At 65.1% G+C, this 23250-nt stretch carries 17 protein-coding genes and 1 riboswitch; of the genes, 12 read left to right on the forward strand and 5 right to left on the reverse strand.

The features are described 5' to 3' along the window. Positions 1-50: 50 nt before the first annotated feature. The 3 genes from AXW84_RS16645 to AXW84_RS16655 all read right to left on the reverse strand — a co-directional run bounded on the left by AXW84_RS16645 (position 51) and on the right by AXW84_RS16655 (position 2785). Positions 51-1094 carry an LLM class flavin-dependent oxidoreductase gene (locus AXW84_RS16645; RefSeq protein WP_068235728.1) on the reverse strand — a complete coding sequence of 348 codons (1044 nt, stop codon included), beginning with the start codon at positions 1092-1094 and terminating at the stop codon, positions 51-53. A 191-nt stretch (positions 1095-1285) separates the two neighbouring features. Further along, positions 1286-1996 (reverse strand): pirin family protein, encoded by a 711-nt coding sequence (locus tag AXW84_RS16650; RefSeq protein WP_068235732.1) that lies wholly within the window; start codon positions 1994-1996, stop codon positions 1286-1288. Positions 1997-2068: 72 nt separating this feature from the next. Further along, positions 2069-2785: a pirin family protein gene (locus AXW84_RS16655; protein WP_068235734.1), complete on the reverse strand. Its 717-nt coding sequence runs from the start codon at positions 2783-2785 to the stop codon at positions 2069-2071. Between the two features lie 135 nt (positions 2786-2920). Between AXW84_RS16655 and AXW84_RS16660 the strand changes: the two genes are divergently transcribed. The 3 genes from AXW84_RS16660 (at position 2921) to AXW84_RS16670 (ending at position 5947) form a co-directional block, all read left to right on the forward strand. After that, positions 2921-3331, forward strand: coding sequence for an EVE domain-containing protein (locus AXW84_RS16660; protein ID WP_068235736.1), 411 nt, complete (start codon positions 2921-2923; stop codon positions 3329-3331). Positions 3332-3474: 143 nt separating this feature from the next. Then, entirely contained in the window at positions 3475-5112 is a 1638-nt protein-coding gene (locus AXW84_RS16665; RefSeq protein WP_068235738.1) for a hypothetical protein, read from the forward strand. A 265-nt stretch (positions 5113-5377) separates the two neighbouring features. Further along, on the forward strand, positions 5378-5947 hold the full coding sequence (locus AXW84_RS16670) for a DUF4252 domain-containing protein (protein ID WP_068235741.1): 570 nt from the start codon (positions 5378-5380) through the stop codon (positions 5945-5947). A gap of 301 nt (positions 5948-6248) precedes the next feature. Here AXW84_RS16670 and AXW84_RS16675 read toward each other — a convergent pair whose 3' ends face one another. After that, the gene (locus tag AXW84_RS16675; protein ID WP_068235744.1) at positions 6249-7538 is read right to left on the reverse strand and encodes an aminopeptidase P N-terminal domain-containing protein; all 1290 of its coding nucleotides are present in this window, start codon (positions 7536-7538) and stop codon (positions 6249-6251) included. 177 nt (positions 7539-7715) lie between these two features. On the opposite strand from AXW84_RS16675, the gene AXW84_RS16680 reads away from it, so the two are divergent. Together AXW84_RS16680 and AXW84_RS26270 are read left to right on the forward strand one after the other, a co-directional pair. Then, positions 7716-7913 (forward strand): hypothetical protein, encoded by a 198-nt coding sequence (locus AXW84_RS16680; RefSeq protein ID WP_068235747.1) that lies wholly within the window; start codon positions 7716-7718, stop codon positions 7911-7913. 148 nt (positions 7914-8061) lie between these two features. Then, complete coding sequence (locus tag AXW84_RS26270) at positions 8062-8184, forward strand: hypothetical protein (protein WP_257722068.1); 123 nt, start codon at positions 8062-8064, stop codon at positions 8182-8184. 75 nt (positions 8185-8259) lie between these two features. Here AXW84_RS26270 and AXW84_RS16685 read toward each other — a convergent pair whose 3' ends face one another. Then, positions 8260-8802 (reverse strand): carboxymuconolactone decarboxylase family protein, encoded by a 543-nt coding sequence (locus AXW84_RS16685; RefSeq protein WP_068235751.1) that lies wholly within the window; start codon positions 8800-8802, stop codon positions 8260-8262. 381 nt (positions 8803-9183) lie between these two features. Beyond that, positions 9184-9277, reverse strand: a riboswitch (SAM riboswitch). A 116-nt stretch (positions 9278-9393) separates the two neighbouring features. On the opposite strand from AXW84_RS16685, the gene AXW84_RS16690 reads away from it, so the two are divergent. The 7 genes from AXW84_RS16690 to AXW84_RS16720 all read left to right on the forward strand — a co-directional run bounded on the left by AXW84_RS16690 (position 9394) and on the right by AXW84_RS16720 (position 22932). Then, positions 9394-10440: a glycosyltransferase family 9 protein gene (locus AXW84_RS16690; protein ID WP_068235759.1), complete on the forward strand. Its 1047-nt coding sequence runs from the start codon at positions 9394-9396 to the stop codon at positions 10438-10440. Between the two features lie 142 nt (positions 10441-10582). After that, positions 10583-11821, forward strand: a complete 1239-nt coding sequence (locus tag AXW84_RS16695) for a M16 family metallopeptidase (RefSeq protein ID WP_068235762.1) — start codon at positions 10583-10585, stop codon at positions 11819-11821. Continuing rightward, positions 11818-12267, forward strand: a complete 450-nt coding sequence (locus tag AXW84_RS16700) for a YDG/SRA domain-containing protein (RefSeq protein WP_068235765.1) — start codon at positions 11818-11820, stop codon at positions 12265-12267. The genes AXW84_RS16695 and AXW84_RS16700 overlap by 4 nt, the downstream gene beginning before the upstream one ends. A 281-nt stretch (positions 12268-12548) precedes the next feature. Then, positions 12549-14543 carry an LIC_10190 family membrane protein gene (locus AXW84_RS16705; protein ID WP_157887085.1) on the forward strand — a complete coding sequence of 665 codons (1995 nt, stop codon included), beginning with the start codon at positions 12549-12551 and terminating at the stop codon, positions 14541-14543. 267 nt (positions 14544-14810) lie between these two features. Continuing rightward, entirely contained in the window at positions 14811-15446 is a 636-nt protein-coding gene (locus AXW84_RS16710) for an O-methyltransferase (protein WP_068235773.1), read from the forward strand. A 71-nt stretch (positions 15447-15517) separates the two neighbouring features. After that, complete coding sequence (locus AXW84_RS16715; RefSeq protein ID WP_068235777.1) at positions 15518-18469, forward strand: outer membrane beta-barrel protein; 2952 nt, start codon at positions 15518-15520, stop codon at positions 18467-18469. Positions 18470-18753: 284 nt separating this feature from the next. Next, positions 18754-22932, forward strand: a complete 4179-nt coding sequence (locus AXW84_RS16720; RefSeq protein ID WP_082773949.1) for an FG-GAP-like repeat-containing protein — start codon at positions 18754-18756, stop codon at positions 22930-22932. Positions 22933-23250: the final 318 nt, after the last annotated feature.

A 23250-nucleotide genomic window follows, 5' to 3' on the forward strand; every position in this document is an offset into this window, starting at 1 on the left:
GACTGCGCTCAGCATGACGACCTTTCTTAGCTTAGTTTCTCAACTAATATCTAAGCCAACACCAGCACCAGCGGGGCCACGCGGGTGCCGAGCAGCTCGATGGCGTGCAGCATTTTGGCGTGGGGCAGCAGCAGGTTGGTCATTTGGAGGGAAATGCGCGCCAGGCCGCCCAGCGATTCGCTGACGGCCAGCAGCTTGGCGGCTACCGTCTCGGGGTCGCCGATCATGAAGGCGCCGCGGGGGCCCCGGGTGGCGTCGTACTGCCCGCGGGTGGGCGCCGGGAAGCCGCGCTCCTTGCTGATGGTGGCGAACATTTTGGCGTAGCCTGGGTAGAAATCGTCGGCCGCCTGCTGGGTGGTGTCGCCCACGAAGCCGAAGACGTGGACGCCCACTTTCAGCTGCTCGGCGGGATGGCCGGCACGGCGGCCGGCCTCGCGGTACAGGTCCACGAGCGGGCGGAAGCGGTGGGGCTCCCCGCCGATGATGGCAATCATGAGGGGCAAGCCCAGGGCCCCGGCGCGCACGAACGACTCGGGCGTGCCGCCCACCCCGAGCCAGATGGGCAGCTTTTCTTGCAGCGGGCGCGGGTAAATGCCCTGGTTTTTGAGCGGGGCCCGGTGCCGGCCCGACCACGTAACGGTGGCGTTGTCCCGGATTTTCAGCAGCAAGTCCAGCTTCTCGGTGAAGAGCGAATCGTAGTCGTTCAGGTTGAGGCCGAAGAGCGGAAACGCCTCCGTGAACGAGCCGCGGCCCACAATCAGGGCGGCCCGGCCCTGCGAGAGCAGGTCGAGCGTGGCGAAGTTCTGGAACACGCGCACCGGGTCGTCGGCGCTGAGCACGGTCACGGCGCTGTTGAGGTGGATGCGCTTGGTGCGGGCCGCGGCGGCCGCCAAAATCATGGCCGGGGCCGCGTCGAGGAAGTCGCGCCGGTGGTGCTCGCCGATGCCGAAGGTGTCGAGGCCCACTTCGTCGGCCAGCGCAATTTCCTCCAGCAGCTGCTCCATCCGGTCGGCCGGGCCGATGGGCTGGCCCGTGGCCGGGTCGATGCCCGCCGCCACGAAGCTGTCGATGCCGATTAAGAGTTGGTTGCTCATGGGGTGACGTGGTTAAAACTCTAGTAGATAAGAAAATAGCTGTTTACAAGGAATATAAAAGGCCGTCATGCTGAGCGTAGCCGAAGCATCTCTACTGCTCAACTAATCCAATCGATTGGGTTTACTACCGCGGGAGAGATGCTTCGGCTACGCTCAGCATGACGACCTTTTTATAATTAAAAATCAACAAATTAGTGATTAATGGGGGCCTCAATCAATAAAAACCGGGCGTCGGCGCTGGTTTCGAAGCGAATCGTATCCGTATCCCAAATGCCCAGGCTGTCGCGGGTGCCTACTTCCTGGCCGGCTACGGTTACGGTGCCGCTGATGACGAACAGGAACACCATCTTATTCAACGGCTTGAGGGCGTAGTCCACCGCGGTGGGCTGCTCGTAGTGGCCCAGCGAGAGCTTGGCGTTCTGGTTGATCCAGCAGTGCGCCTGGCCTTCCTCGTTGCTGACGATGGTGGTGAGCTGGTTGCGGCGCTTCTCCTCCGGGAACTGGCGGCGCTGGTAGCGGGGCCCCACGTTTTGCAGCTTGGGCTCGATCCAGATTTGCAGGAAGTTTACCTCGTCTTCGCCCACGTTGTACTCCTCGTGGCGCAGGCCCGAGCCGGCACTCATGATTTGCACGCCGCCGGGCGTTATCACTTCCGAGTAGCCCAGCGAGTCCTTGTGGTTCATGGAGCCGGCGAGCAGCACGGAAATGATTTCCATGTTGGCGTGCCCGTGGATGCCGAAGCCGCCGCCGGGCTGCACGAAGTCGTCGTTGAACACCTTCAGCAGCCCGAAGCCGTTGCGCAGCGGGTTGGCGTAGGAGCTGAAGCTCAGCGTGAAATTGCTTTTGAGCCAGCCAATGTCTTTGCGGCCACGGTCGGCGGCGCGGGTGAGGTGAGTTTGCATTGGAAATGAGTGGGTTATGGTAAATATTAGGGCCCCGGCGCGCGGCGCGGCCGGGGCATCAGCGCCGGGCCCCTAGCCGAGCATGGGCACTTCCATCAGTAGCAATTCGGTGTTGCTGTCGGCCGTGATGGCGAGCTTATCGACCTCCCACAGGCCGAAGCCGTCGCGGCGGTGCAGGGCCTGGCCGTTGATGGTCACGTCGCCGGCCAGCACAAAGGCGTACACGCCGTTGCCGGGCTGCTTGAGCCGGTACTCGGCGGCGAAGCCCTGGTCGAGGGTGCCGAGGTGAAACCAGGCGTCTTGGTGCAGCCACACGCCGGCGTCGTCGGGGCTCGGCGAGGCTACTTGCAGCAGGCGGTTGTGGCGCGCTTCGGGCGGAAAGGTTTGCTGGCCGTAGCGTGGAGCCACGTTTTCGGCGTTGGGTATCACCCAGATTTGCAGGAACTTGACTGCGTCGTGCAGGCTGTGGTTTTTCTCGGAGTGGGCCACGCCGGTGCCGGCGCTCATCACCTGCACGTCGTTTTGGCGAACCACGGTTTTGTTGCCCAGCGAATCCTGGTGCTCCAAATCGCCGGCGAGCGGGATGGAAATGATTTCCATGTTTTGGTGCGGGTGGCGGCCGAAGCCCCGGCCCCCGGCCACGGTGTCGTCGTTCAACACGCGCAGGGCCCCAAAGTGCATGCGGGCCGGGTCGTGGTAGTTGGCGAAGCTGAAGGTGTGAAACGAATCGAGCCAACCGTGGTTGGCGTGGCCGCGGGTGGCGGCCAAATGCAGAACGGAGGGGGCCATACGAAAAGGGCGGAATAATTTTGAAGCCAGAACCAAAGCGTCGGCGCAGCGCCGTGCGCAAACGGTTTACAAATGTATATACATTAAATGTACATACATTGTTTCATTGGAAATTATTTTCCCCTCCCCTGCTGCATGAACTACTGGCTCGTCAAATCCGAACCCGAAGCGTATTCCTGGGCCGACTTCCTCCGCGACGACGGCACGGCCTGGACCGGCGTGCGCAACTACCAAGCCCGCAACAACTTGAACCTGATGCAGCCCGGCGACCAAGTGCTGTTTTATCACAGCATGAGCGAGAAAGCCGTGGTGGGCCTGGCCGAAGTGGCTGCCCGGGCCGCTCCCGACGCCACCGCCGAAGCCGGCTCCCCCTGGGTGGCGGTGGCCCTGCGCCCGGTGGGGCCCCTGGCCCGGCCCGTGGCGCTGGCCGCCCTCAAGGCCGACGCGCGGCTGGCCGGGCTGGCCCTGCTGCGGCAATCGCGCCTGTCGGTGCTGCCCGTGCGGCCCGACGAGTTTGACCTGATTTTGGCCTTGGGCGCGGCGTGAGGCGGGGCCCCGGCCGAACGACTTGCCCGCGGCCCGCGTTAGCCAGCGCGGCCCGGCTTGCGTACTAGCGGCGCGGGGCGTACCTTTAAAATACTGCCGTTCCCGGGGCCCCACCCCCTGGGCGGCCCATTAGCGGAACGGGCATGAAAACACTGTACTCCTTGCTGTTGGCAGCGTGCTTGCTGCTGGGCCCCGGCGGGCCCCTTCGCGCCCAAGACCGGGGCGGCGCGCCCCTGCCGCCGCCCCCCGGGGCCCCCACCCAAGCGGCCCGCATCGAGCTGGACCTGGACCCCAGCACCAGCGAGGCCCACGTGCAGGCCCTGCCGGCCGACAGCTCGGTGGTGCTGCTGCTGGGCCGGCCCGGCCGGCCGGGGGGCCGCGAAACGCTGTTTGCGTTTCAGCAGTACGACCGCGACCTGCGCCTGCGCACCGAGCGGCCGGTGGACGTGCCCGACGAGTTCAATTTCGTGCGCTTATGCGCCGAGCCGCGCATCGTGTACGCCCTGTTTGGCTCGACGCGGGTGCCCGGGCGGTTTCTGGTGGCGGCCTACGACGCCCAGGGCGGCCAGGCCCTCACGCAGGTGTTTGAAACGAAAACGGCCCGCGAAGTGGTGGACCTCAAGGCGATGGACGGGCACTTGTTTGCCACCGTGACGCTCAACGACGGCCAGCACCTCACGGCGCTGCTGCTGGACGTGGCCACCGGCCGGCTGCAATTCCTGGCCTCGGTGTACGAGCAGTTGCCCACCCAGCTCAGCTTCGTGGCCGACGCTGCCGTTGGCCGCGCCGAATACGTGCTCACCCAAACTAACGGCCGCAAGAGCCGCCTGCAGCTCAAGCAGCTCACCGACCGCGGGCAGCTCGTCAGCTCCGAGTACGTGCAGGCCCAGAGCGACCGCAGCCTCATCACGGCCCAGCTCAGCCCACCCCAGGACACCAGCACACGCCTGCTTACGGGCACCTACTCGCTGCGCGACCCGGGCTACGCCCAGGGCCTGTTTGCCACCGACCTGAGTGCGGCGGCCGTGGGGCAGTCATCGCTGCGGTTCTATGACTTTCGGCGGCTGAAGCACTTTTTCGACTACCTCAACCCCGCCCACCTGGCCCGCCTGGAGCGCCGCAACGAGCGCATCGACGCCAACGCTGCGGAGCCCCAGCGCTGGCGCTACCGCCTGCTGCTGCACGAGTTGCTGCCCCAAGCCGACGGCGGCTACGTGCTGGTGGCCGAGGTGTACGCCCCCCACTACCGCAGCAGCGCCTACGCCGGCAGCCGCTACTACGGCTCGGGCTACGGTGGCTACGGCCGCAGCCTGCCCGGCTACGCCGGCCTGCCCCTCGACCTGCCCCTGGGCATGAACAGCGCCTACGGCAACCCGCGCGACGCCGACGGCTACCAAACCAGCCACGTGGTGGTCTGCGGCTTCGACCGCGCCGGGGCCTTGCTCTGGGATAACACCTACGTGCTGAACGATGTGCACCGCCGCGACTTGGAGGAAACCGTGCGCCTCCAGTCATTGCCCGACGGCCGCTTAGCCTTGGCCTACCTGCGCGAAGACCAGTTGCACTACAAGCTGGTGGACCGCGACGCGACGGGCCCCAACGACTTGGCCGTGCCCTTGTTCACGCCCCCCGCCGGCTCGCCCGACAAGGTGCTCGACTCGGAGCCCGACGAGCTGCTGCCCTGGTTTGGTACCCGCTTCGTGGCCAGCGGCTACCAGCGCGTGCGCCGCCCCGGGGCCCCCGACCGCGACGTGTTTTTCCTGAACGCAGTGGCGTTTTAAGTTAGTTGATCGTTGCTAGTTGTCAGTTGTCAGTTGTCAGTTGTCAGTCAACGATTTATTAGCAAACGAACAACTGACAACGAGCAACTGACAACTAGTGAATTAGGACCCCGGGGCAATAGGTTGTCAGTTACTCGTTGTTAGTTGTTGGTTAACAACCTATGGACCATCTGACAACTGGCAACGAATAGCTGACAACTAAATGGCCCGGCGTTTGCGAGGCGGCGCGGGCGGCGGGCCGTCATTTCCCCGCCGCCTTTTCGTCATGCTGAAGCGCGTTATCGCCCCATTTTCCTCGTTTTTCCTGTTGGGTTTGTTGCTGCTGGCGGGTTGCCGCGCCAGCGGGCCCGGTGGGGCCCCGGCCCGCACGGTGGCCGCTTTTTTCAACAAGTACGAAGGCCAGCCCGGCTTCCACACCACCCAATGGTCGGCCGATCTGCTCCAGCGCCTGGCCCTAGTGAAGGCCGCCAAGCTGCTCGGCGGCTCCGAGCTGACGGACGGCATCACGGGCATCCGGTCGGCTCGGTTCATCAGCTTTTTGCCCGTATCGGCGGCCGCGCAGGGGCTGGCCCAGCAGGGCTTGCGCAGCGAAGCGGCCGGCGTGCTGCAAAGCGAAAAGTACACCGCCCTGAGCGCGGGGGCCCCGGCAGCCAGCAGCTACCAGGTATCCACCCGCGGCAGCGGCGACAAGGTGTCGGAGTTTGCCGCCGTGGGCCAGCTGCCCGACGAGGCCAATTCCTTCGTGCTGGTGTCGGTGCAGGGCAATTTCACCCAAGCCCAGGTGCAGGCCCTCAGCAAGTACCTGCCGGCGCTGGTGCAAGCCACGGGGAAATAGTTAAGTTGGCTGTTAGGCTAAAAAACGGTCATGCTGAGCGCAGTCGAAGCATCTCCACTGCTCCACTAATCACTGATTACTGCTGCGGGAGAGATGCTTCGACTGCGCTCAGCATGACCGTTTTTTCTTACCCTCATCAAGAAAAAGGGGCCCTGGAACAATGTTCCGGGGCCCCTTTTTGCGTGTAGCGTGGACTCTGCGAATCCACGCGTTTGAACGGTCGCCGCACGGTAATCGGCAGGACGAAGCGAAACGCGCGGACTCGCAGAGTCCACGCTACAGTCTTACCGCTGCATCAAGTTTACCGCTGCATGAGGCGCTCGATGTCGTCGGCTTCGAGCGGGATGGTGGCCATTAGGTTCTCGTTGCCGTCGGCGGTGATGAGGTAGTCGTTTTCAAGGCGGATGCCCAGGTTTTCGTCGGGAATGTAGATGCCCGGCTCGATGGTGTAGACCATGCCCGGCTCGAAGGTGCGGTACTTGGCGCCCACGTCGTGCACGTCGAGGCCCAGGTAGTGGCTGGTGCCGTGCATGAAGTACTTCTTGTAGAGCGGCTGGTCGGGGTTTTGGGCGGCCACGTCCTCGACTTTCAGCAGGCCGAGCTTGACGAGCTCCTGCTCCATTTTTTCGCCCACGCTTTTGTGGTAAGCTTCGATTTCGTTGCCGGCGCGCAGCTGGGTTTCGGCGTAGCGCATCACGGCCAGCACGGCCTCGTACACCTCGCGCTGGCGAGGGCTGAACTTGCCGCTGACGGGGATACTGCGGCTGAGGTCGGCGGCGTAGTTGGCGTATTCGGCGCCGAAGTCCATCAGAATCACGTCGCCGGCCTGGCACTGCTCGTCGTTGGTGGTGTAGTGCAGCACGGTGGCGTTTTTGCCGCTCCCGATGATGCTGCCGTAGGCGGGGCCCCGGCTGCGGTTGCGCAAAAACTCGTACACGATTTCGGCCTCAATCTCGAACTCCCACACGCCCGGCTGCACGAAGCCCAGCACCCGCCGCAGCGCTTTTTCGGTGATGGCGCAGGCCGTGCGCAGGGCCTCCACTTCCTGGGGCCCCTTGATGGCGCGCAGCCGGTGCAGTAGCGGCGCGGCGCGGCGGTAGGTGTGCAGCGGGTACTGCTGCTGGATGGCCTTAATGAAGCGGGCGTCGCGCGTTTCCACGTCCACCACGGCCCGGATGTGCTCGTTCGAGTTCAGGTACACTTGCTCAGCCTCGTTCATCAGCGCGGGCAGCACGGTTTTGAAGCTCTCCAGCCACATAATGGTGGGGATGCCCGAGTTTTGGCGGGCCTGCTCCTTGGTCAGCTTGTGGCCTTCCCACACCAAAATCAGGTCGGAGGTTTCCTTCAAAAACAGGATTTCGCGGTGGCTTTCGAGCCGCGCGTTCGGCGCCAGCACGAGGATACTTTCCTCCTGGTCGACGCCCGACAAGTAAAACAAGTCGCTGCTCTGCCGGAAGCCCATCGAGCCGTCAGCGTTGGTGGGCATGACGTCGTTAGACTGGAAAATGGCCAACGAATTGGCCGGCAGCAGCTCGCGGAAGCGGCGGCGGTTCTCAACAAAAAGCTCGGGGGCCAGGGGGGCGTAGCGCATAGCGGAGGTGGGGTGGGTTAGGGGCCGCAAGTTAGCGGCGCGGCGGGTGCCGGGGCCCCAGCGGGCAGCCCGGGGCCCCGGCGGGCAGCCCGGGGCCCCGGCGCTGGGCGTTCCGGCGGCGGGCCGTAAGTTGCCGGCGCAAACGGCTCCATCTCCAGCCGCTAATTACCGCCGCCCATGAAAAAATTCGCCCTGCCGCTGGTGCTAAACTCGCTGTTTATGCTGTTCGCGCTGCGCGGTTTTCTGCACGCCCTGGCCACGCACGAGCCCTGGCGCATCGCCACGTCGTCGGCGGGCTTCGCCATTGCGGTAGGGCTGGCGGTGGCGCTGGGCCTGGCCATCAGGAAGAACGCCGCGGCCGACAAGGCGGCTTAAAAATTTGCCCTACAGCGATTTACAACCAGCAGTGAAAACATTCTTGTTTTATTTGCTTATCCTGGGGCCCCTGCCGCTCCACATGTTCCTTGGCAGGGAAGCATTGGGCCCAAGCATCTCCTTGGCGTTAGTTTTCCTGTACGTTTTTGTGTACCACCCTACGCTGGTGGGCCTGCGGCTACTCGATAAGCACGTCATCACCAAGGCTGATTTTACCAAAACGTACATTCCGTTCTGGAATCACCGCTATTTCTCGCAAACGTTCTTTTAGAATACAGCAGGGCCTCGGCAACGCAACAGGGCGCCTCCCCGGCTGGGGAAGCGCCCTGTTGCGTTGTAAGCACTACTACGCTTCCTGTTCTTGCAGCGCGGGCCAGTCGATGGGCACTTGGGCGATGTGCTGCACGTAGTTATTGAACGTGTTCAGGGCCACGAACCCAATGAGTTCCACTAGGGCGGCCTTGCTGTAGCCAGCGGCGAAGAAGCGGTCGAGGCTGGCGGGCGCGGGGCGGCCGTTGCTGGCCACTACGTCGAGGGTGAGGGCGGCCACGGCGTCGAGCTTGGCGTCGCCGGTGCTGGCGGTGCGCACGCCGCGGGTTTCGGCTTCGCTCAGGCCCTGGAGCTGGCCCACGGTGGTGTGGGCGGCGACGCAGTAGTCGCAGGCGTTGGCTTCGGAGGCGGCGAGGTAGATGGTTTCGATTTCGCGGCCGTCCAGCTCGCCCTTGGCCAGGGCCGCGCCGAAGCCGATGGAGCCGTTGAGGGCCGCCGGCGAGTGGGCGAAGGTGGCGTAGAGGTTGGGCACGAAGCCCAGTTTGCCGTGCAGGCCGTCGTAGGTGGGCTGGGCGGCGGCGGGGGCTTGGGCGCGGGGCAATACTTCGAGGTGGGGCATAAAAAATGTGATGATGTGAGAATGTGGAGATGTGAGAATGAAAGGGATGTTCCGTCCTTATTTCTGCGCTTTTCCTTCGCCCACAGGTAGTTACCCACCATCCATTCAGCGAACTAACCCGGCGCACCAACACGCACCGGCCAGCCCGGCGAACCGGACGCACAACTACCCAAAAGCAAGGAAAAAGGACCGCCGGACGGGTGCGCCGCTAGCGGCAGCACTGGGGGCGCGACCCGCGGGCCTGCGCCGATAGCCGGGGAAAGTTGAGCGGCCTCAACAACCCCGGCCGGGCATCACGGGGGCCCAACACCGCGGAGCCGAAGCCAGGGGAGCGAGCAGAAACGTACCGGACGGGGGGAAGTGGGGGCGCATGGCAATTCGTTTTTATATGATCAGGAATTGGCACCGTACCAGCGGGTAGCTGGGGGTTGCCGGCGGTTCATCGAGCCTGTCTCTCCGCGCCTCTTTATAAAAACAATCCTTTCAGAAAGAACTGCTGTGCCAAATGTAAAGCAGCGGTTTGGAATTTTCCAAATCGGGGTGTTGGGCAAAGGCCAGGCAAGCCCTAGTTTTGCCCCCTTGCCCCCCGCCATGCCCGACGCCACTCGCCCCATCCTGCTCATCCAAACGGCCTTCATCGGCGACGTAATTCTGGCCACGGCCCTGGTGGAATACCTGGCCCAGCACGAGCCCGCCACGCCCGTGGACGTGCTCGTGCGGCGCGGCAACGAGGCCCTGCTCCAGGGCCACCCACACATCCGGCAGGTGCTGGTATGGGACAAGAAGTACCGCAAATACGCCAACCTCTGGCAGCTGGCGCAGCAGGTGCGGGCCGGCGGCTACGGGCGCGTCGTCACGCTGCAGCGCTTCGCCAGCACGGGGTTCCTCACGGCGTTTTCGGGGGCCCCCGAGCGGGTGGGATTTGCCGAGAATCCTTTTAGCCGGTGGTTCACGCGGCGCGTGCCCCACGTCATCGGCAACGGCACCCACGAGGTGCAGCGCAACCTGGCCCTGGTGGCCCCCTCGCGCAGCACCAACCCGCGCCACCAGCGCCGGGGGCCCCGCCCGGCCGGCCTGCCCCGCCTGGCCCCGCGCCTCTACCCCACCCCGGCCGACGAGGCGGCCGCCGCGCCCTACGCCGCCCGGGGGCCCTACTTCTGCCTGGCGCCCACGTCGGTGTGGTTCACCAAGCAGTACCCCGAAAACAAGTGGCTGGAGCTGCTGGCCGCCCTGCCGCCCGGCCTGCCGGTGTACCTGCTGGGGGGCCCGCCCGACGTACTGGTCTGCGACCGCCTGGCCGTGAACAGCGGCCGCGCCAACGTCGTGAGCCTAGCTGGGCAGCTGGGCCTGCTGGCCTCGGCCGCCCTCATGCGCGGGGCCCGGATGAACTACGTGAACGATTCGGCCCCGCTGCACCTGTGCTCGGCGGTGGGGGCCCCGGTGGTGGCAGTGTTTTGCAGCACCGTGCCCACCTTCGGGTTTGGGCCCCTGGGCCCGGCCGCGGCGGTGGTGGAAACCGAGGAGCGGCTCGACTGCCGGCCCTGCGGCCTGCACGGGCACGCGGCTTGCCCGCTGGGGCATTTCCGCTGCGCCCACACCATCCGGGTAGCGCAGCTGCTGGCCCCGCTGGGCGAGTAACCCCGCCCCCGGCCCCTCCCCGGTGGGAAGGGGTGCCAGTACGTGAATCGTTGAACGCACCCCTCCCCATTGGGGAGGGGCCGGGGGTGGGGTTGAACGGCAGGTGAAACCTCCGGCCGGCGGCGGTAGTTTTGTGGTCTCTATGATTGATTACGATATCCACGAGTACCCCAACGGCATTCGCCTGCTGCACAAGCAGGTGCTGCACACCAAGATTGCGCACTGCGGCTTTTTGCTCGACGTGGGCTCGCGCGACGAGGGGCCCCACCAGCAGGGGCTGGCCCACTTCTGGGAGCACATGGCCTTCAAGGGCACCCACAAGCGCAAGTCGTTCCACATCCTCAACCGCCTCGAAACCGTGGGCGGCGAGCTGAACGCCTACACTACGAAGGAAAAAATCTGCTTCTACGCCACGCTGCTCAGCACGCACTTCGAGCGGGCGTTTGAGCTGCTGACGGACCTCACGTTCAACTCCACCTTCCCCGGCCGCGAGCTGGAGAAGGAGCGCGGCGTGATTCTGGAGGAGATGAGCATGTACCAGGACGCGCCGGAGGACGCCATCATCGACGATTTCGACACGGTGGTGTTCGGCGAGCACCCGCTGGGGGTCAACATCTTGGGCACGCGCGAGAGCGTGAGCGGCTTTTCGTCCGACGATTTCCACGCCTTCTACCACGAGAATGTGCGCACCGACCGGCTGGTGTTCAGCTCCGTCAGCAACCTGCCGTTTAAGGAAGTGAAGCGGCTGGCCGACAAATTTCTGGCGCCGCTGCCGGCCCGGCTGGGGCCCCGGGCGCGCCGCGGCGTGGGGCCCTACGCCCGCAAAACGCAGCTCGAAAGCCGGCCCATTTCGCAGGCCCACTGCCTGGTGGGGGGGCCCGCCTACCCGCTGGCCGACGCGCGCCGCATCCCGTTTTTCATGCTCAACAACATCCTCGGGGGCCCCGGCATGAACTCGCGCCTCAACCTGGCCGTGCGCGAGAAGTACGGCCTGGTGTACACCATCGACAGCACCTACTCGCCCTACACCGACACGGGGTTGTTCGGCATTTACTTCGGCACCGAGGGCAAGCAGGTGAAGCGCACCCTGGGCCTGGTGCAGAAGGAGCTGAAGCTGCTGCGCGACAAAGCCCTGACCACCACGCAGCTGCACGTGGCCAAAAACCAGCTCATGGGCCAGCTGGCCATGAGCGAGGAAAGCAACTCGGGCCTGATGCAGCTGCTCGGCAAGAGCACCCTCGACCTGGGCCGCGTGGAGCCGCTGAGCGAAATCTTCGGCCAGATTGAGCACGTGACGGCCGCCCTGCTGCGCGACATGGCCAACGAACTGCTCACCGAGGAGCACCTGAGCGTGCTGCAATACCTGCCCGAGGAGAAATGAGCCCCAAGGCGCCGGTGTTTGGCCACGTGGGCACGGCGCGGGCCGGCGACTTATTCGCCTCGCGCCACGAGCTGGCCGAACTGGGCCAGCACCGGCCGCTGCGGGCGGGCGTGTGCGCCACGGCCCAGCACGGGGCCGAAAGCATCGTCCTGGCCGACCAGTACGAGGACGACGACATCCACGACGACTACTTCTGGTACGCCGGGCACGGCGGGCGCGACCCCAAAACCGGCCGCCAAGCCGCCGACCAGGACCTGAACTACCGCAACCAGGGCCTGGCCCGCAGCCAGGCCACGGGCCGGCCGGTGCGGGTGTTTCGGCGCATTGCCCCTTCGCCGGCAGCCCAGCAGTTCCGCTACGAAGGGCTATTCCAAGTGGTGGCGCACGAGTACGTTACCGGCAAGTCGGGCTACCGGGTGTGGCAGTTCCGGCTGGAGCCTGCCTGAGCCGCGGACTCGCGCGGATTGGTCGGATTTTGGAAACGCTTGCCTGGCTGCTCGGACCGCTAGTCGGGCGGCGCGCCGTGTTCGGGGCCTGGCCGGAGAAACGTGAAGTAGTGGCCCAACGGCTACTTCACGTTTTTATGAAAATCCAGCCATTTGTTAGCCCATATCAAAGAAACCGCGTTTTAGCGGTAGCTTTGGCGGGCCTCGTTACTGTCTATTCTGTTTTGAATACCAACAACATAGGCCTTTAAAATCACCGGCCATCACTTCGGACGCGCCCCATGGTTATTCTCGTACTTGCCGGTTGCTACGCATTGCTTCTGCCGCTGGGCTTTGGGTGCTGGTTTTTGCGCCTCGTGCGCGCCAGCCTGGGGCTGACGGACGAGGAGCCGGTTTCGGCCCTGACGACCTGGCTGGGCGGCGTGGCCCTGCTGACGGTGCTGCTGGAAGGATGGTCGCTGCTGGGGCCCCTGCACACGGGGGCCCACCTGGCGGCGGCGGCCGTGGGCGGGGCGGGGCTGTGGCAGCCGGAAAGCCGGGCGCTGCTGCGCCGGCAGTGGCGGGCGGCGCGGCAGCAGCCCCGGGTGGTGCAAGCACTGGGCGGGGCCCTGGCGCTGTGCGCGCTGGCCGTGGCCGCCATGCCGCCCATCAACATCGACACGGGCTACTACCACGCGCAGTCGGTGCGGTGGCTGGAGGAAATGGGCACCGTGCCGGGGCTGGCCAACGTCGAGCTGCACATCGGCTTCAACTCGGCGTGGTTCGTGCCGGAAGCGCTTTTTAGCTGGGGCCGCTACGTGGGCAGCCCGTTGCAGGTGCTCAACCTGGTATTTTTCGTGCTCTTCGGCTGGTACGGCCTGGCGGGGCTCGGCCCGCTGCTCCGGGGCCGCGCCGCGCCTTCCGACGTGGTGCGCCTGCTGCTGGCGGGGGCCATGCTGTTCTGGGTCATCGACGACCTGGCCTCGCTCTCGCCCGACCCGGCCGTGACGCTGCTCCTGTTTTTTGTGGCGGTGCAGGCCCTGCGGCTGCCGCCGCCCCGGCCCGGCCAGCCGCTGGGCACGGCGCACGCGGCGGTGATGCTGCTGAGCGTGTTCGCCCTTACCATGAAGCTCTCCACGCTGCCCGTGCTGCTGCTGGCGCTGTGGTGGGCGGCCCGCTCGGGCCGCCTATTCAACGGGCGCTTCGTGGGCGGGATGGTGGGGCTGGGGCTGGCCATTGCCGGGCCCTGGCTGGTGCGCAACTACCTGCTCAGCGGCTACCTGCTGTTCCCGGTGGCGGCCGTCGACCTGTTCCACCCCAGCTGGAAATTCCCGCTGGCCGAGCTGCGCCTGCACGGCGAATACATCACGGAGTACGCGCGCAATTCAGACTTTTACAACCAAATCAGCGTGCACGGCAAGCCCTGGCGGTTCTGGCTGCCGCTGTGGTGGCGGCAGCAGTTCGTCGCCAACAAGCTGGTGCTGCTGGCCATTCCGGGGCTGCTGCTCGTGAGCCCGGCGCTGGGCGGGTGGCAGCACCGGCGCGGGCGGCTGCCCCAGGCCCCGCAGCTGCTGGCGGCGCTGGCCGTGGCCCTGGGCGGGGTGGCGTTCTGGTTTTTGCTGGCCCCGGCGTTCCGGTTCGGCTACGGCTTTTTGTTCAGCGCGCTGGCCCTGCTGCTGGTGCCGGTGCTGTGGCCGGCCGCGCGGCACCGGCCCCGGGCGCTGGCCGGGGCCTTCGCCGGGGCCACCGGGGCGCTGCTGCTCGCCAGCCCGCTGGCCGTCGAGTACCGCCACTACATCATTCCGCCGGCCCTCGGCCCGGCCGAGTACCGGGACGTGCAGCGCCGCCTGGCCGCGCCCGCCGACACGGCCTTTTTCCGCACCCAATACCCGCACCTCATCCGCACCGACATCTGGACGCCGGGCCAGTTCGTCCGCGTCTTCTGGGAGAAGCCGCGGCGCTCCTTCGCCGAGCGGGTGCGGCTGCTGTGGCTGCTGGGCCGCATCGGCGGCATCAAGGGCATCAGCGGCGTAGACGGCGTGACCGGGCGCAGCGGGGTGCTGACGCTGCCCCGGCGGCTGGTGTGGCCGGCCCCCTACCCCACCATCGCCGTGCAGGCCCTGCCCCTGCCGCCCCTGGTGGTGCTGCAAAACCGCCAGGACCGCATCCCCTGGTACGCGCCCTTCCCCTTTGCTGCGCGCCGCCGGCAGTGCGCGGCCCGGGGCCCGCGCCTGGCCGACGGCTTCCGGGCCCGGGTGGTACCCATTGGCAACTGGCGGCGCGAAGCGCGGTGGTGAGGGGTGGGTTCAGGGTAGGCGGGTGAGGGGGTAGGCGGGTTTGAGGGCCGGTGCACGGAACGTTCCGCGCACCGAGCGGCGGCAATCCGTGCGGGTTTCAGCGCCGCGCCTTTTCTTGTGACAAATCTTTCCCGCACGGTGAAAATGGTTGGTCGCATCGGGCGGTTGGCCGTTGAAAACCGGGACGGATTGACGCCGCTCGGTGCGCGGAATATCCCCTGCAATGACCCTATTCTCCCTCCTACCCTCCTACCCTCCTACCCCAGAATGACCTCCGAGCAATACGCCGCCGCCCACACGGCCCCCGAGCCGCCGCTGCTGGCCCAGCTCACCCGCGAAACCCACCTGCAACTGCTCCTGCCGCGCATGAGCAGCGGGCACGTGCAGGGGCGCTTTTTGAGTATGCTGAGCCAGCTGATGGGGCCCCGGCGGGTGCTTGAAATTGGCACGTTTTGCGGGTACGCCACCCTGTGCCTGGCCGAGGGGCTGGCCGCGGGCGGGCACTTGCACACCATCGAAATCAACCCCGAGCGGGAGGCGCGCATCCGGCGCTACGTGGCAGCGGCGGGCTTGGCAGAGCGCGTGACGCTGCACATCGGCGACGCGCACGAAGTTTTGACCGGGTTGGCCGATGAAGTGTGGGACTTGGTCTTTGTTGACGCCGACAAGCGCGCCAACGCCGCTTACTTTGAAGCAGTTATCGGCCAGGTACGGCCGGGCGGACTCCTGATCGTCGACAATGTGCTGTGGAGCGGCAAGGTGCTGCCGGGCCACGCGCTGAAGCCCGGCGACAAGGACACGCCCGCCGTACAAGCCTTTAACGACCAGGTGGCCCGCGACCCGCGCGTCGAGCCCGTGTTCTTGCCCCTGCGCGACGGCTTGCTGCTGCTGCGCAAAAAGTAGGGCCCCGCGTGGGGCCCCGGGGCCCTAGCTTGCCTGTCCTCCTTTTCGCCGCCCGCTCCTACCGCTTGTTGATGAAACGCTACTTATTGCCGCTGTGCCTGGGCCCCGCCCTCGCTGCCCACGCCCAAACCACTGCCGTGCCCGTGAGTGGGCGCGTGGCCGACGGCAAGGACCAAAGCCCGCTCATCGGGGCCAACGTGCTGCTGATTCACTTGCCCGACTCGGTGCGCAGCGGCGTGGCGGCCGATGCCCAGGGCGGGTTCCAGTTCGACAACGTGGCCCCCGGGCGCTACCTGCTCGATGCCTCGTTTGTGGGCTACCAGCGCCTGCGCCAGGCGGTCACCGTCGGGGCCGAGCCGCTGCGCCTGGGCACGCTGGCTTTGGCCGCGGGCGGCGTGCAGCTGAAGGGCGTGGTGGTGACGGCCGCCGCCCAGCTGGCCTCGCAGAAGGGCGACACGACGCAGTTCAACGCCCGGGCCTTCAAAACCAACCCCGACGCCACGGCCGGCGACCTGCTCCAGAAAATGCCCGGCGTGACGGTGGGCACCGACGGCAAGGTGCAGGCCCAGGGCGAAACCGTGCAGCAGGTACTGGTGGACGGCAAGCCGTTTTTCGGTACCGACCCCGACGCGGTGCTCAAGAACCTGCCCGCCGACGCCATCGACAAAATCGAGGTGTTTGACCAGCGCAGCGAGCAGAGCCGGTTTTCGGGCTTCGACGACGGCAACACCACCAAAACCATCAACGTCATCACCAAGGCCGAGTACCGCAACGGCAGCTTCGGGCGCGTGGTGGGCGGCGTGGGGCCCTCCGGCCAGCGCGACGCGGCCAGCAACGACGCGGCCCGCTACCGCCTCAACGGCAACCTCAACAACTTCCACGGCGACCGCCGCATTTCGGTGCTGGCGCAGAGCAACAACGTGAACGAGCAGAACTTCGGCACCGACGACCTGCTGGGTGTGGTGGGCAACTCGAACCAGGGCGGCGGGGGCCGCGGGGGTGGGGGCGGCGGCCAGGGCGGCGGCGGGGCCGCCAATAACTTCTTGGTGAACCAGAGCGGCGGCATCACCAAAACCAACGCGCTGGGCCTGAACTACTCCAACGTATGGAACAAAAAAACCCAGCTCACGGGCAGCTACTTCTTCAACCGGGCCGACAACCGGGTGCTCAGCAACACGCAGCGCTACTACGTAACGGCGGCGGGCAGCACCTACAACCAGGACGCCAACACGGGCAGCCTGAACACCAACCACCGCTTCAACCTGCGCCTGGAGCACCAGCTTGACTCGGCCAACTCGCTGCTGTTCATCCCGCGGCTGAGCTTCCAGCGCAACAACGGCACCAGCAGCTTGCAGGGCCTCACGGCCCGCGGCGGCGTGGTGCAGAGCCAGATCAACAGCGACTACGCGGCCCTCTACAGCGGCGTGAACACGAGCGGCAGCCTGCTGCTGCGCCACCGCTACCGCCGCGTGGGCCGCACCCTCTCGCTGAACGTGAGCGGCGGCTACAACAACAAGAACGGCAACTCGGACCTGCTGACCACCAACACCGGCTCGCCCCGTGCCAACCTCAACCAGCACAGCGACTTGGCCCAGTACGGCAGCAACGTAGGGGCCAACCTGGCCTACACCGAGCCGCTGAGCAAAACCGACCAGCTCCAGGCCAACTACAACCTCAACTACGCGCCCAACAACTCCGACAAGCGCACGCTGGACTACGCCGACGCCGGCCGCCAAAACCCGCGCCTCGACACGGCCCTGAGCAACGTGTTCCAGAACTACTACCTCACCCAGGCCGGGGGCCTCAGCTACCGGCACGTCACGCCCAAGTACCAGGCCAGCCTGGGCGTGGCCGGGCAGTACTCGGAGCTGATGAGCACGGCGCAGTTCCCGCGCGAGGGCACGGGGCGCTACACCTTCGTGAACCTGCTGCCCCAGGCCATGCTGAACTACCGGTTTTCGCGCCAGAAGAACCTGCGCATCTTCTACCGCACCAGCACCAACCCGCCCAGCATCAGCCAGCTGCAGGCCGTGGTGAACAACTCCAACCCCTTGCAGCTCACCATCGGCAACCCCAACCTGCGGCAGGAATACGGCCACTCGGCGGTGCTGCGCTACTCGGCTTCTAACCTGAAGGCGTCGAGCAACTTCTTCGCCCTGCTCTCGGGCTCGTTCACCCAGAACCCCATTGCCAACCGCAGCCTCGTGGCCACCCGCGACACGGCCGTGGCCCCCGAGGGCGCGGGCCTGGTGGCCTTGCCCGCCGGGGCCCAGCTCACGCAGCCCACCAACCTGAGCCAGCAGTACAGCGTGCGCACCCAGGCCAGCTACGGCCGCCCCCTCAAGGCCATCAAAACCAACCTGAACGTGAACCTGAACGCCAGCTACGCGCAGGCGCCGGGCATCGTGAACGGGGGCCTGAACTACGCCCGCACGCCGGCCCTGGGCGCGGGCATCGTGCTCAGCTCCAACATCAGCCCGGAGCTCGACTTCACGCTCTCGACCAACGCCACCCAGAGCTACGTGCGCAACACGTTGCAAACCCGCCTCAACACCAACTACTACTCGCAGGTGACGCGCCTGCGCCTGGGCTGGATTGTGGGCCCCGGCATCAACATCCAAACCGACGTGGCCCACCAGGCCTACGCCGGCCTGTCGGGGAGCTACAACCAGCAATACGTTCTCTGGAACGCCAGCCTGGGCAAGAAAGTGTTTCCGGGCCAGCGCGGCGAAATTAAAGTCTACGCCTTCGACCTGCTGGGCCAGAACCGCAGCGCCCAAGTCAACGTGACGGAGGCCTATTACGAGCAAGTACGCACCACCATTTTGCAGCGCTACTTCATGCTCATGTTCACCTACAACATCCGCAGCGGCAACGTGCAGGTGCCCCAGGGCCCCAGCGAGGACCGCCCCGGGCGCGGCGAGGGCGGCGGGCGGCGAGGCGGCTTCGGCCGGCCCGATGGCGGCGGGGGCCCCGGCGGTGGGGCCCCGGGTATGGGCGGCCCACCGCCCGGCGGGGCGTAGCCGGCGGGGGCGTTAGGGCCACCGATGCCTTCGCACCGAATGTCATTATTACCACATATTTTTATTTAACAACCTATTTTTTACCGGTTGGCGGCTGGTTTTCAGGCGCGGCAGCGGCTTGCTGTTGTTTGCAGCAACCACTTGTTTAATCAGCATCCGGCAGCCTATTTATGACTTATTCAATATGATATAGGGGTTTATAGATCTGTACGATAAATTTGGACCAATTAACTGGCTGCACCTGCGGCTGGCCCAATCGTTTCCACATTTCTCGTTCCTCCTGTATGCTTCCAAATTTTACAGTTCTGCACCGCCCGGTGGCCATGCGTCGGTATGCCGGCCCGCTCCTGGCGGGGCTGCTGCTGGCCACCAGCGCGGCCCACGCCCAACCCCTTACTCTCACCAGCGTGTCGCCCGCGCGCAACGCCGTGGCCGTTCCGCGCCCCGCACCCGTAGCCGCCACCTTCAGCATAGCCTTAGCTAATAATGCCGCCACCCAGGGGGCCCTAAAAGTGTTCAGCCAGCAGGCCGGGGGTCTCAAAGCTGGCACAGCCACCGTTAGCGGCAACACCCTAAGCTTCCAGCCCACCACACCCTTCCGAGCCGGTGAAACGGTATCAGCCCTATTAACCCTGGCGGTGCAGGGCAGAAGCGGCGAAGGCCTTAAGAGGGAGGAACCGCTGGTGTTCCAGTTCACCACCGCCACGGCCCCTAGTACCGGCACATTTACCCGGAGCCTCGACCAAAGCTTGGAAAACGGCAAAGACGTAGCCATAGGCGACGTGAACGGCGATGGTTTTCCAGACCTGCTCTTCATCGACAAAAATAGTACGGCCACCAAGGCTGCCCACACGGTGACCGTGCGCTTAAACGACGGCCGCGGCACCTTCGGCAGTGCCCAAGCAGTTGAAGTAGGCGTTAGCCCCACGAGTTTGGCCCTGGGGGACATGGATAACGACGGGGATTTGGACTTGGTAGTAGGCGTTGATTTACAGAGTATTCAGACGGTAAACATAGCGTTCAACGACGGGACGGGGACTTTTGCGCCCCCCAAGCGGGCGGGTCTTTTTCAATTCGGTAGCTTCGACATTCAGAACCTCGTGCTGGGCGACACCAATGGCGACGGCTACCTCGACGTCTTGGCTTCCACTGGCATTAATAGCTCGTTTGTTTCGTTCGTCAACGACCGCAAAGGGGGCCTTATATTCGTTGACCAGCCTCAATCCCGTGCTTTTGTGGACGGCATGGCCCTGGGCGACATCGATGGCGACGGTGACTTAGACCTGCTGACCGCTGGCACCTTTAGCGGCCCACCAGTCTACGTGTTCACGAACAATGGCCAAGGCGTGTTCAGCGAGAGCGCCGCTGTGGCCATAACCCCGAATGCAGACACTGGTCCTGAATCGGTGGCGTTGGGCGACGTGAACGGGGACGGCTTCTTGGATTTCGTGGCCAGACACCCGGGCAGCGTGAGCGTACGCCTCAACGACGGCCACGGCAACTTCAGCGGCAGCCAGGAAGTGCCGGCCGACGGCAACAGCGGCAAACGGGGCGTGGCGCTGGCCGATATCAACGGGGATGGCTTTTTAGACATATTGGCAACCAATGCCGAAAAGGGCACCGTAAGCATCCGTTTAAACGACGGGATGGGTACATTTAGCGGCAGCAACGAGGTAACCACCGTAAGCGCAGCCGCTAACATAGTCCTAGCCGACTTCAACGGAGACGGCACCCTGGATTTAACTACGCAAGGCTATCAAGCCCTTAGCGTGCAATTGAACCAGCCGACGCCTACTGCGCCGCTCACCATCACCGGCGTGTCGCCCGCGCGCAACGCCGTGGCCGCGCCGCGCCCCGCGCCCGTAGCCGTCACCTTCAACCAGGCCCTGGCCAACAACGCCGCCACCCAGGGGGCCCTAAAGGTGTTCAGCCAGCAGGCCGGTGGCTTGAAAGCCGGCACGGCCGCCGTCAGCGGCAGCACGCTCACCTTACAGCCCACCACGCCCTTCCGGGCGGGCGAGTTGGTGCAGGCCACCGTCACGGCCGGGGCCCAAAGCAGCACCGGCGCCGCGGCCCAGCCGCAGGTGTTCCAATTCACCACGGCCACGGCCCCCAGCGCGGGCACTTTCGGCGGCGGCTCGGACGTGGTGGTAGGCACAGATCCTCGCAGCGTTGCAGTTGGGGACTTGGATGGAGACGGGGACTCGGACTTGGTTTCCGCCAACACGGCGGCCAATACAGTAAGCGTCCGTTTAAACAACGGCAGCGCTATTTTCAGTGGCACTCAAGAAGTAGCCGTTGGCGCATCTCCACGAACAGTGGTGCTAGCGGATGTTGATGCAGACGGGGACTTAGACTTACTCACGGCCAATGGCAGCGGTCAAGTCAACAGCAGCCGAATAAGTGTGCGCCTCAACAATGGCCAAGGGGTGTTTGGTGGAGGCTCCGACATTGTATACGGACGAGGGCAAACCGTAACGTACTTTGATTTGGTAGTAGGGGATGTCGACAGAGACGGTGACTTAGATCTTATTGCGCCCAATGTAGAGGGGGCTGGCAATTTTTTTGGTTCGAATATAGACATCTACCTCAACGATGGCCAAGGCTCTTTTAGCTTCGGCACGCAATCATTTAAAAGTGGGCTCATTATATCGAGCGTAGCGCTCGGGGATATTAACGGTGATGGCACCCTGGATATACTAGCAAACGAGTCCCCCGGAGGCACTGTTTACGTAAACCTGGGCAACGGCAACGGGGGCTTTACCGATAGTGGCCAGCGCGTTTCCGTGGGCCGGGGTGCTACTACGCCGCGGGGTATCGTATTAGGCGACGTAGACGGCGACGGCGACTTGGATTTAGTATCCAACAGCCGAGGCACCGTGAGTGTACGCCTGAACAACGGCAGCGGGGTATTCTCAGGAACCCAAGAGGTTCCAGTAAACGGTTCTCCTTTGGAATCTCCTTTAAGTGTTGCCTTGGGGGACATCGACGGGGACGGGGACCTCGACCTGTTAGCGGCGGCCACTACGTTGAGCGTCCGAATAAATGACGGCCGGGGCCAGTTTAGCGGGACCCAGGAAGTAGCGACCAATGGCCCACCCTTTAGCTTGGCACTGGGCGATTTGGACGGAAACGGCACCCTCGATGTGGTTGCGCCAAGCAGCGAAACGAACACGGTGAGCGTGCGCCTAAACCAGGCCACTCCTACGCCACCAACCACTGCGACCTCCTATCGCCTGAACGCCGGGGGCGGGGCCCTGACGACCACCCGCGGCGCGTTTGCTGCCGACCAGTACTACGACGCGGCCAATAGCGACCGATTCACCACCCAGGCCCCCATCGCCGGCACGCCCGACCCGGCCCTCTACCAAACCGAACGGTTCAGCACCCACGGCACGCTCAGCTACTCCCTGCCCGTGCCCAACGGCCAGTACAGCGTCGTGCTCCATTTCGCCGAACTTTACTGGACCAAGCCTGGCCAGCGCGTCTTCGACGCCGCCCTGGAGGGCAAAAAAGTACTCGACCACTACGACATCGTCAAGAAAGTGGGGCCCCTGACGGCCACCACGGAGACGTTTGCCGTCACCGTCACCGACGGCGTGCTCAACCTCGACCTGAGCGTGCCCTACCTGAGCGGCGGCATGGACCAAGCCAAGCTCTCGGCTTTGGAAGTGCTGCCCGTCCTGCCCGCCGCTATCCGCCTGAATGCTGGCGCTGGGGCCCTGATGACCACCCGCGGGGCCTTCGCCGCCGATCAGTACTACTCGGCGAATAGCGCCGCCGCCGCCACTACGGCGGCCATCGCTGGCACGCCCGACCCGGCCCTCTACCAAACCGAGCGCTACGGCACCAACGGCACCCTCCGCTACGCCGTGCCCGTGGCCAACGGCCAGTACACGGTAGTGCTCCACTTCGCCGAATTCTACTGGACCAAGCCCGGCCAGCGCGTGTTTGACGCCGCCCTGGAAGGCACCAAGGTGCTCGACCACTACGACATCGTGAAGAAGGTAGGGCCTTTGGTAGCCACCACGGAGACGTTTGCCGTCACCGTCACTGACGGCGTGCTCAACCTCGACCTCACGGTGCCTTACCTAAGCGGTGGAATGGACCAGCCTAAGCTCTCGGCCCTCGAAGTGCTCAGCGGCAGCCCGGCCCAGGCCGCGAGCCGCGGGGCCGTGGCCCAGGCAACTCCCAAAAATAATGTTCCGCTGGGCCTGAGCGTATATCCCAACCCATCCACTGGGCGCTTCACCCTGACCTGCACCGCCGCTGGGGCCCAGGCCGCCACGCTGCTGCTCACCGACGAGCTCGGCCGCGTGGTGCGCCGCCAGCCGGTGCAGCTGCAGGCCGGCCCCAACGCCCTGGCCGTGGACGCCAACGGCGCCCCCGCCGGCCTCTACCAGCTCGTGCTGCGCACCGCTGACGGCCAGACCCAGCGCCAGAAAGTGCTGATTCAACCGTAGTAGTCTTACTCGTTGTCCTTGCAAAAAGCCGCCCCACCACTATGGGGCGGCTTTTTTGTGCCTACAGCAGCGGCAACGTGCAGGGGCCCTAAGCCCGCTGCGCCCGATGGCATTATTGCAGCATAATTTTTACTTGATCGGCCATTCCCTGTCGGCTGGCCCTGGCTTCCCAGCGCGGCAACGGCCTCCTTGTCTTCGCACGGGCGGCCTTCTCGTCCAGCGCCAAGCGGCCCGTTTATGACTTATTCAATATGATATAGGGGTTTATGAATCTGTGCGATAAATTTGGATCAATTAGCTGGCTGTACCCGCGGCTGG

The sequence above is a fragment of the Hymenobacter sp. PAMC 26628 genome, assembly GCF_001562275.1.
Lineage (GTDB): Bacteria > Bacteroidota > Bacteroidia > Cytophagales > Hymenobacteraceae > Hymenobacter.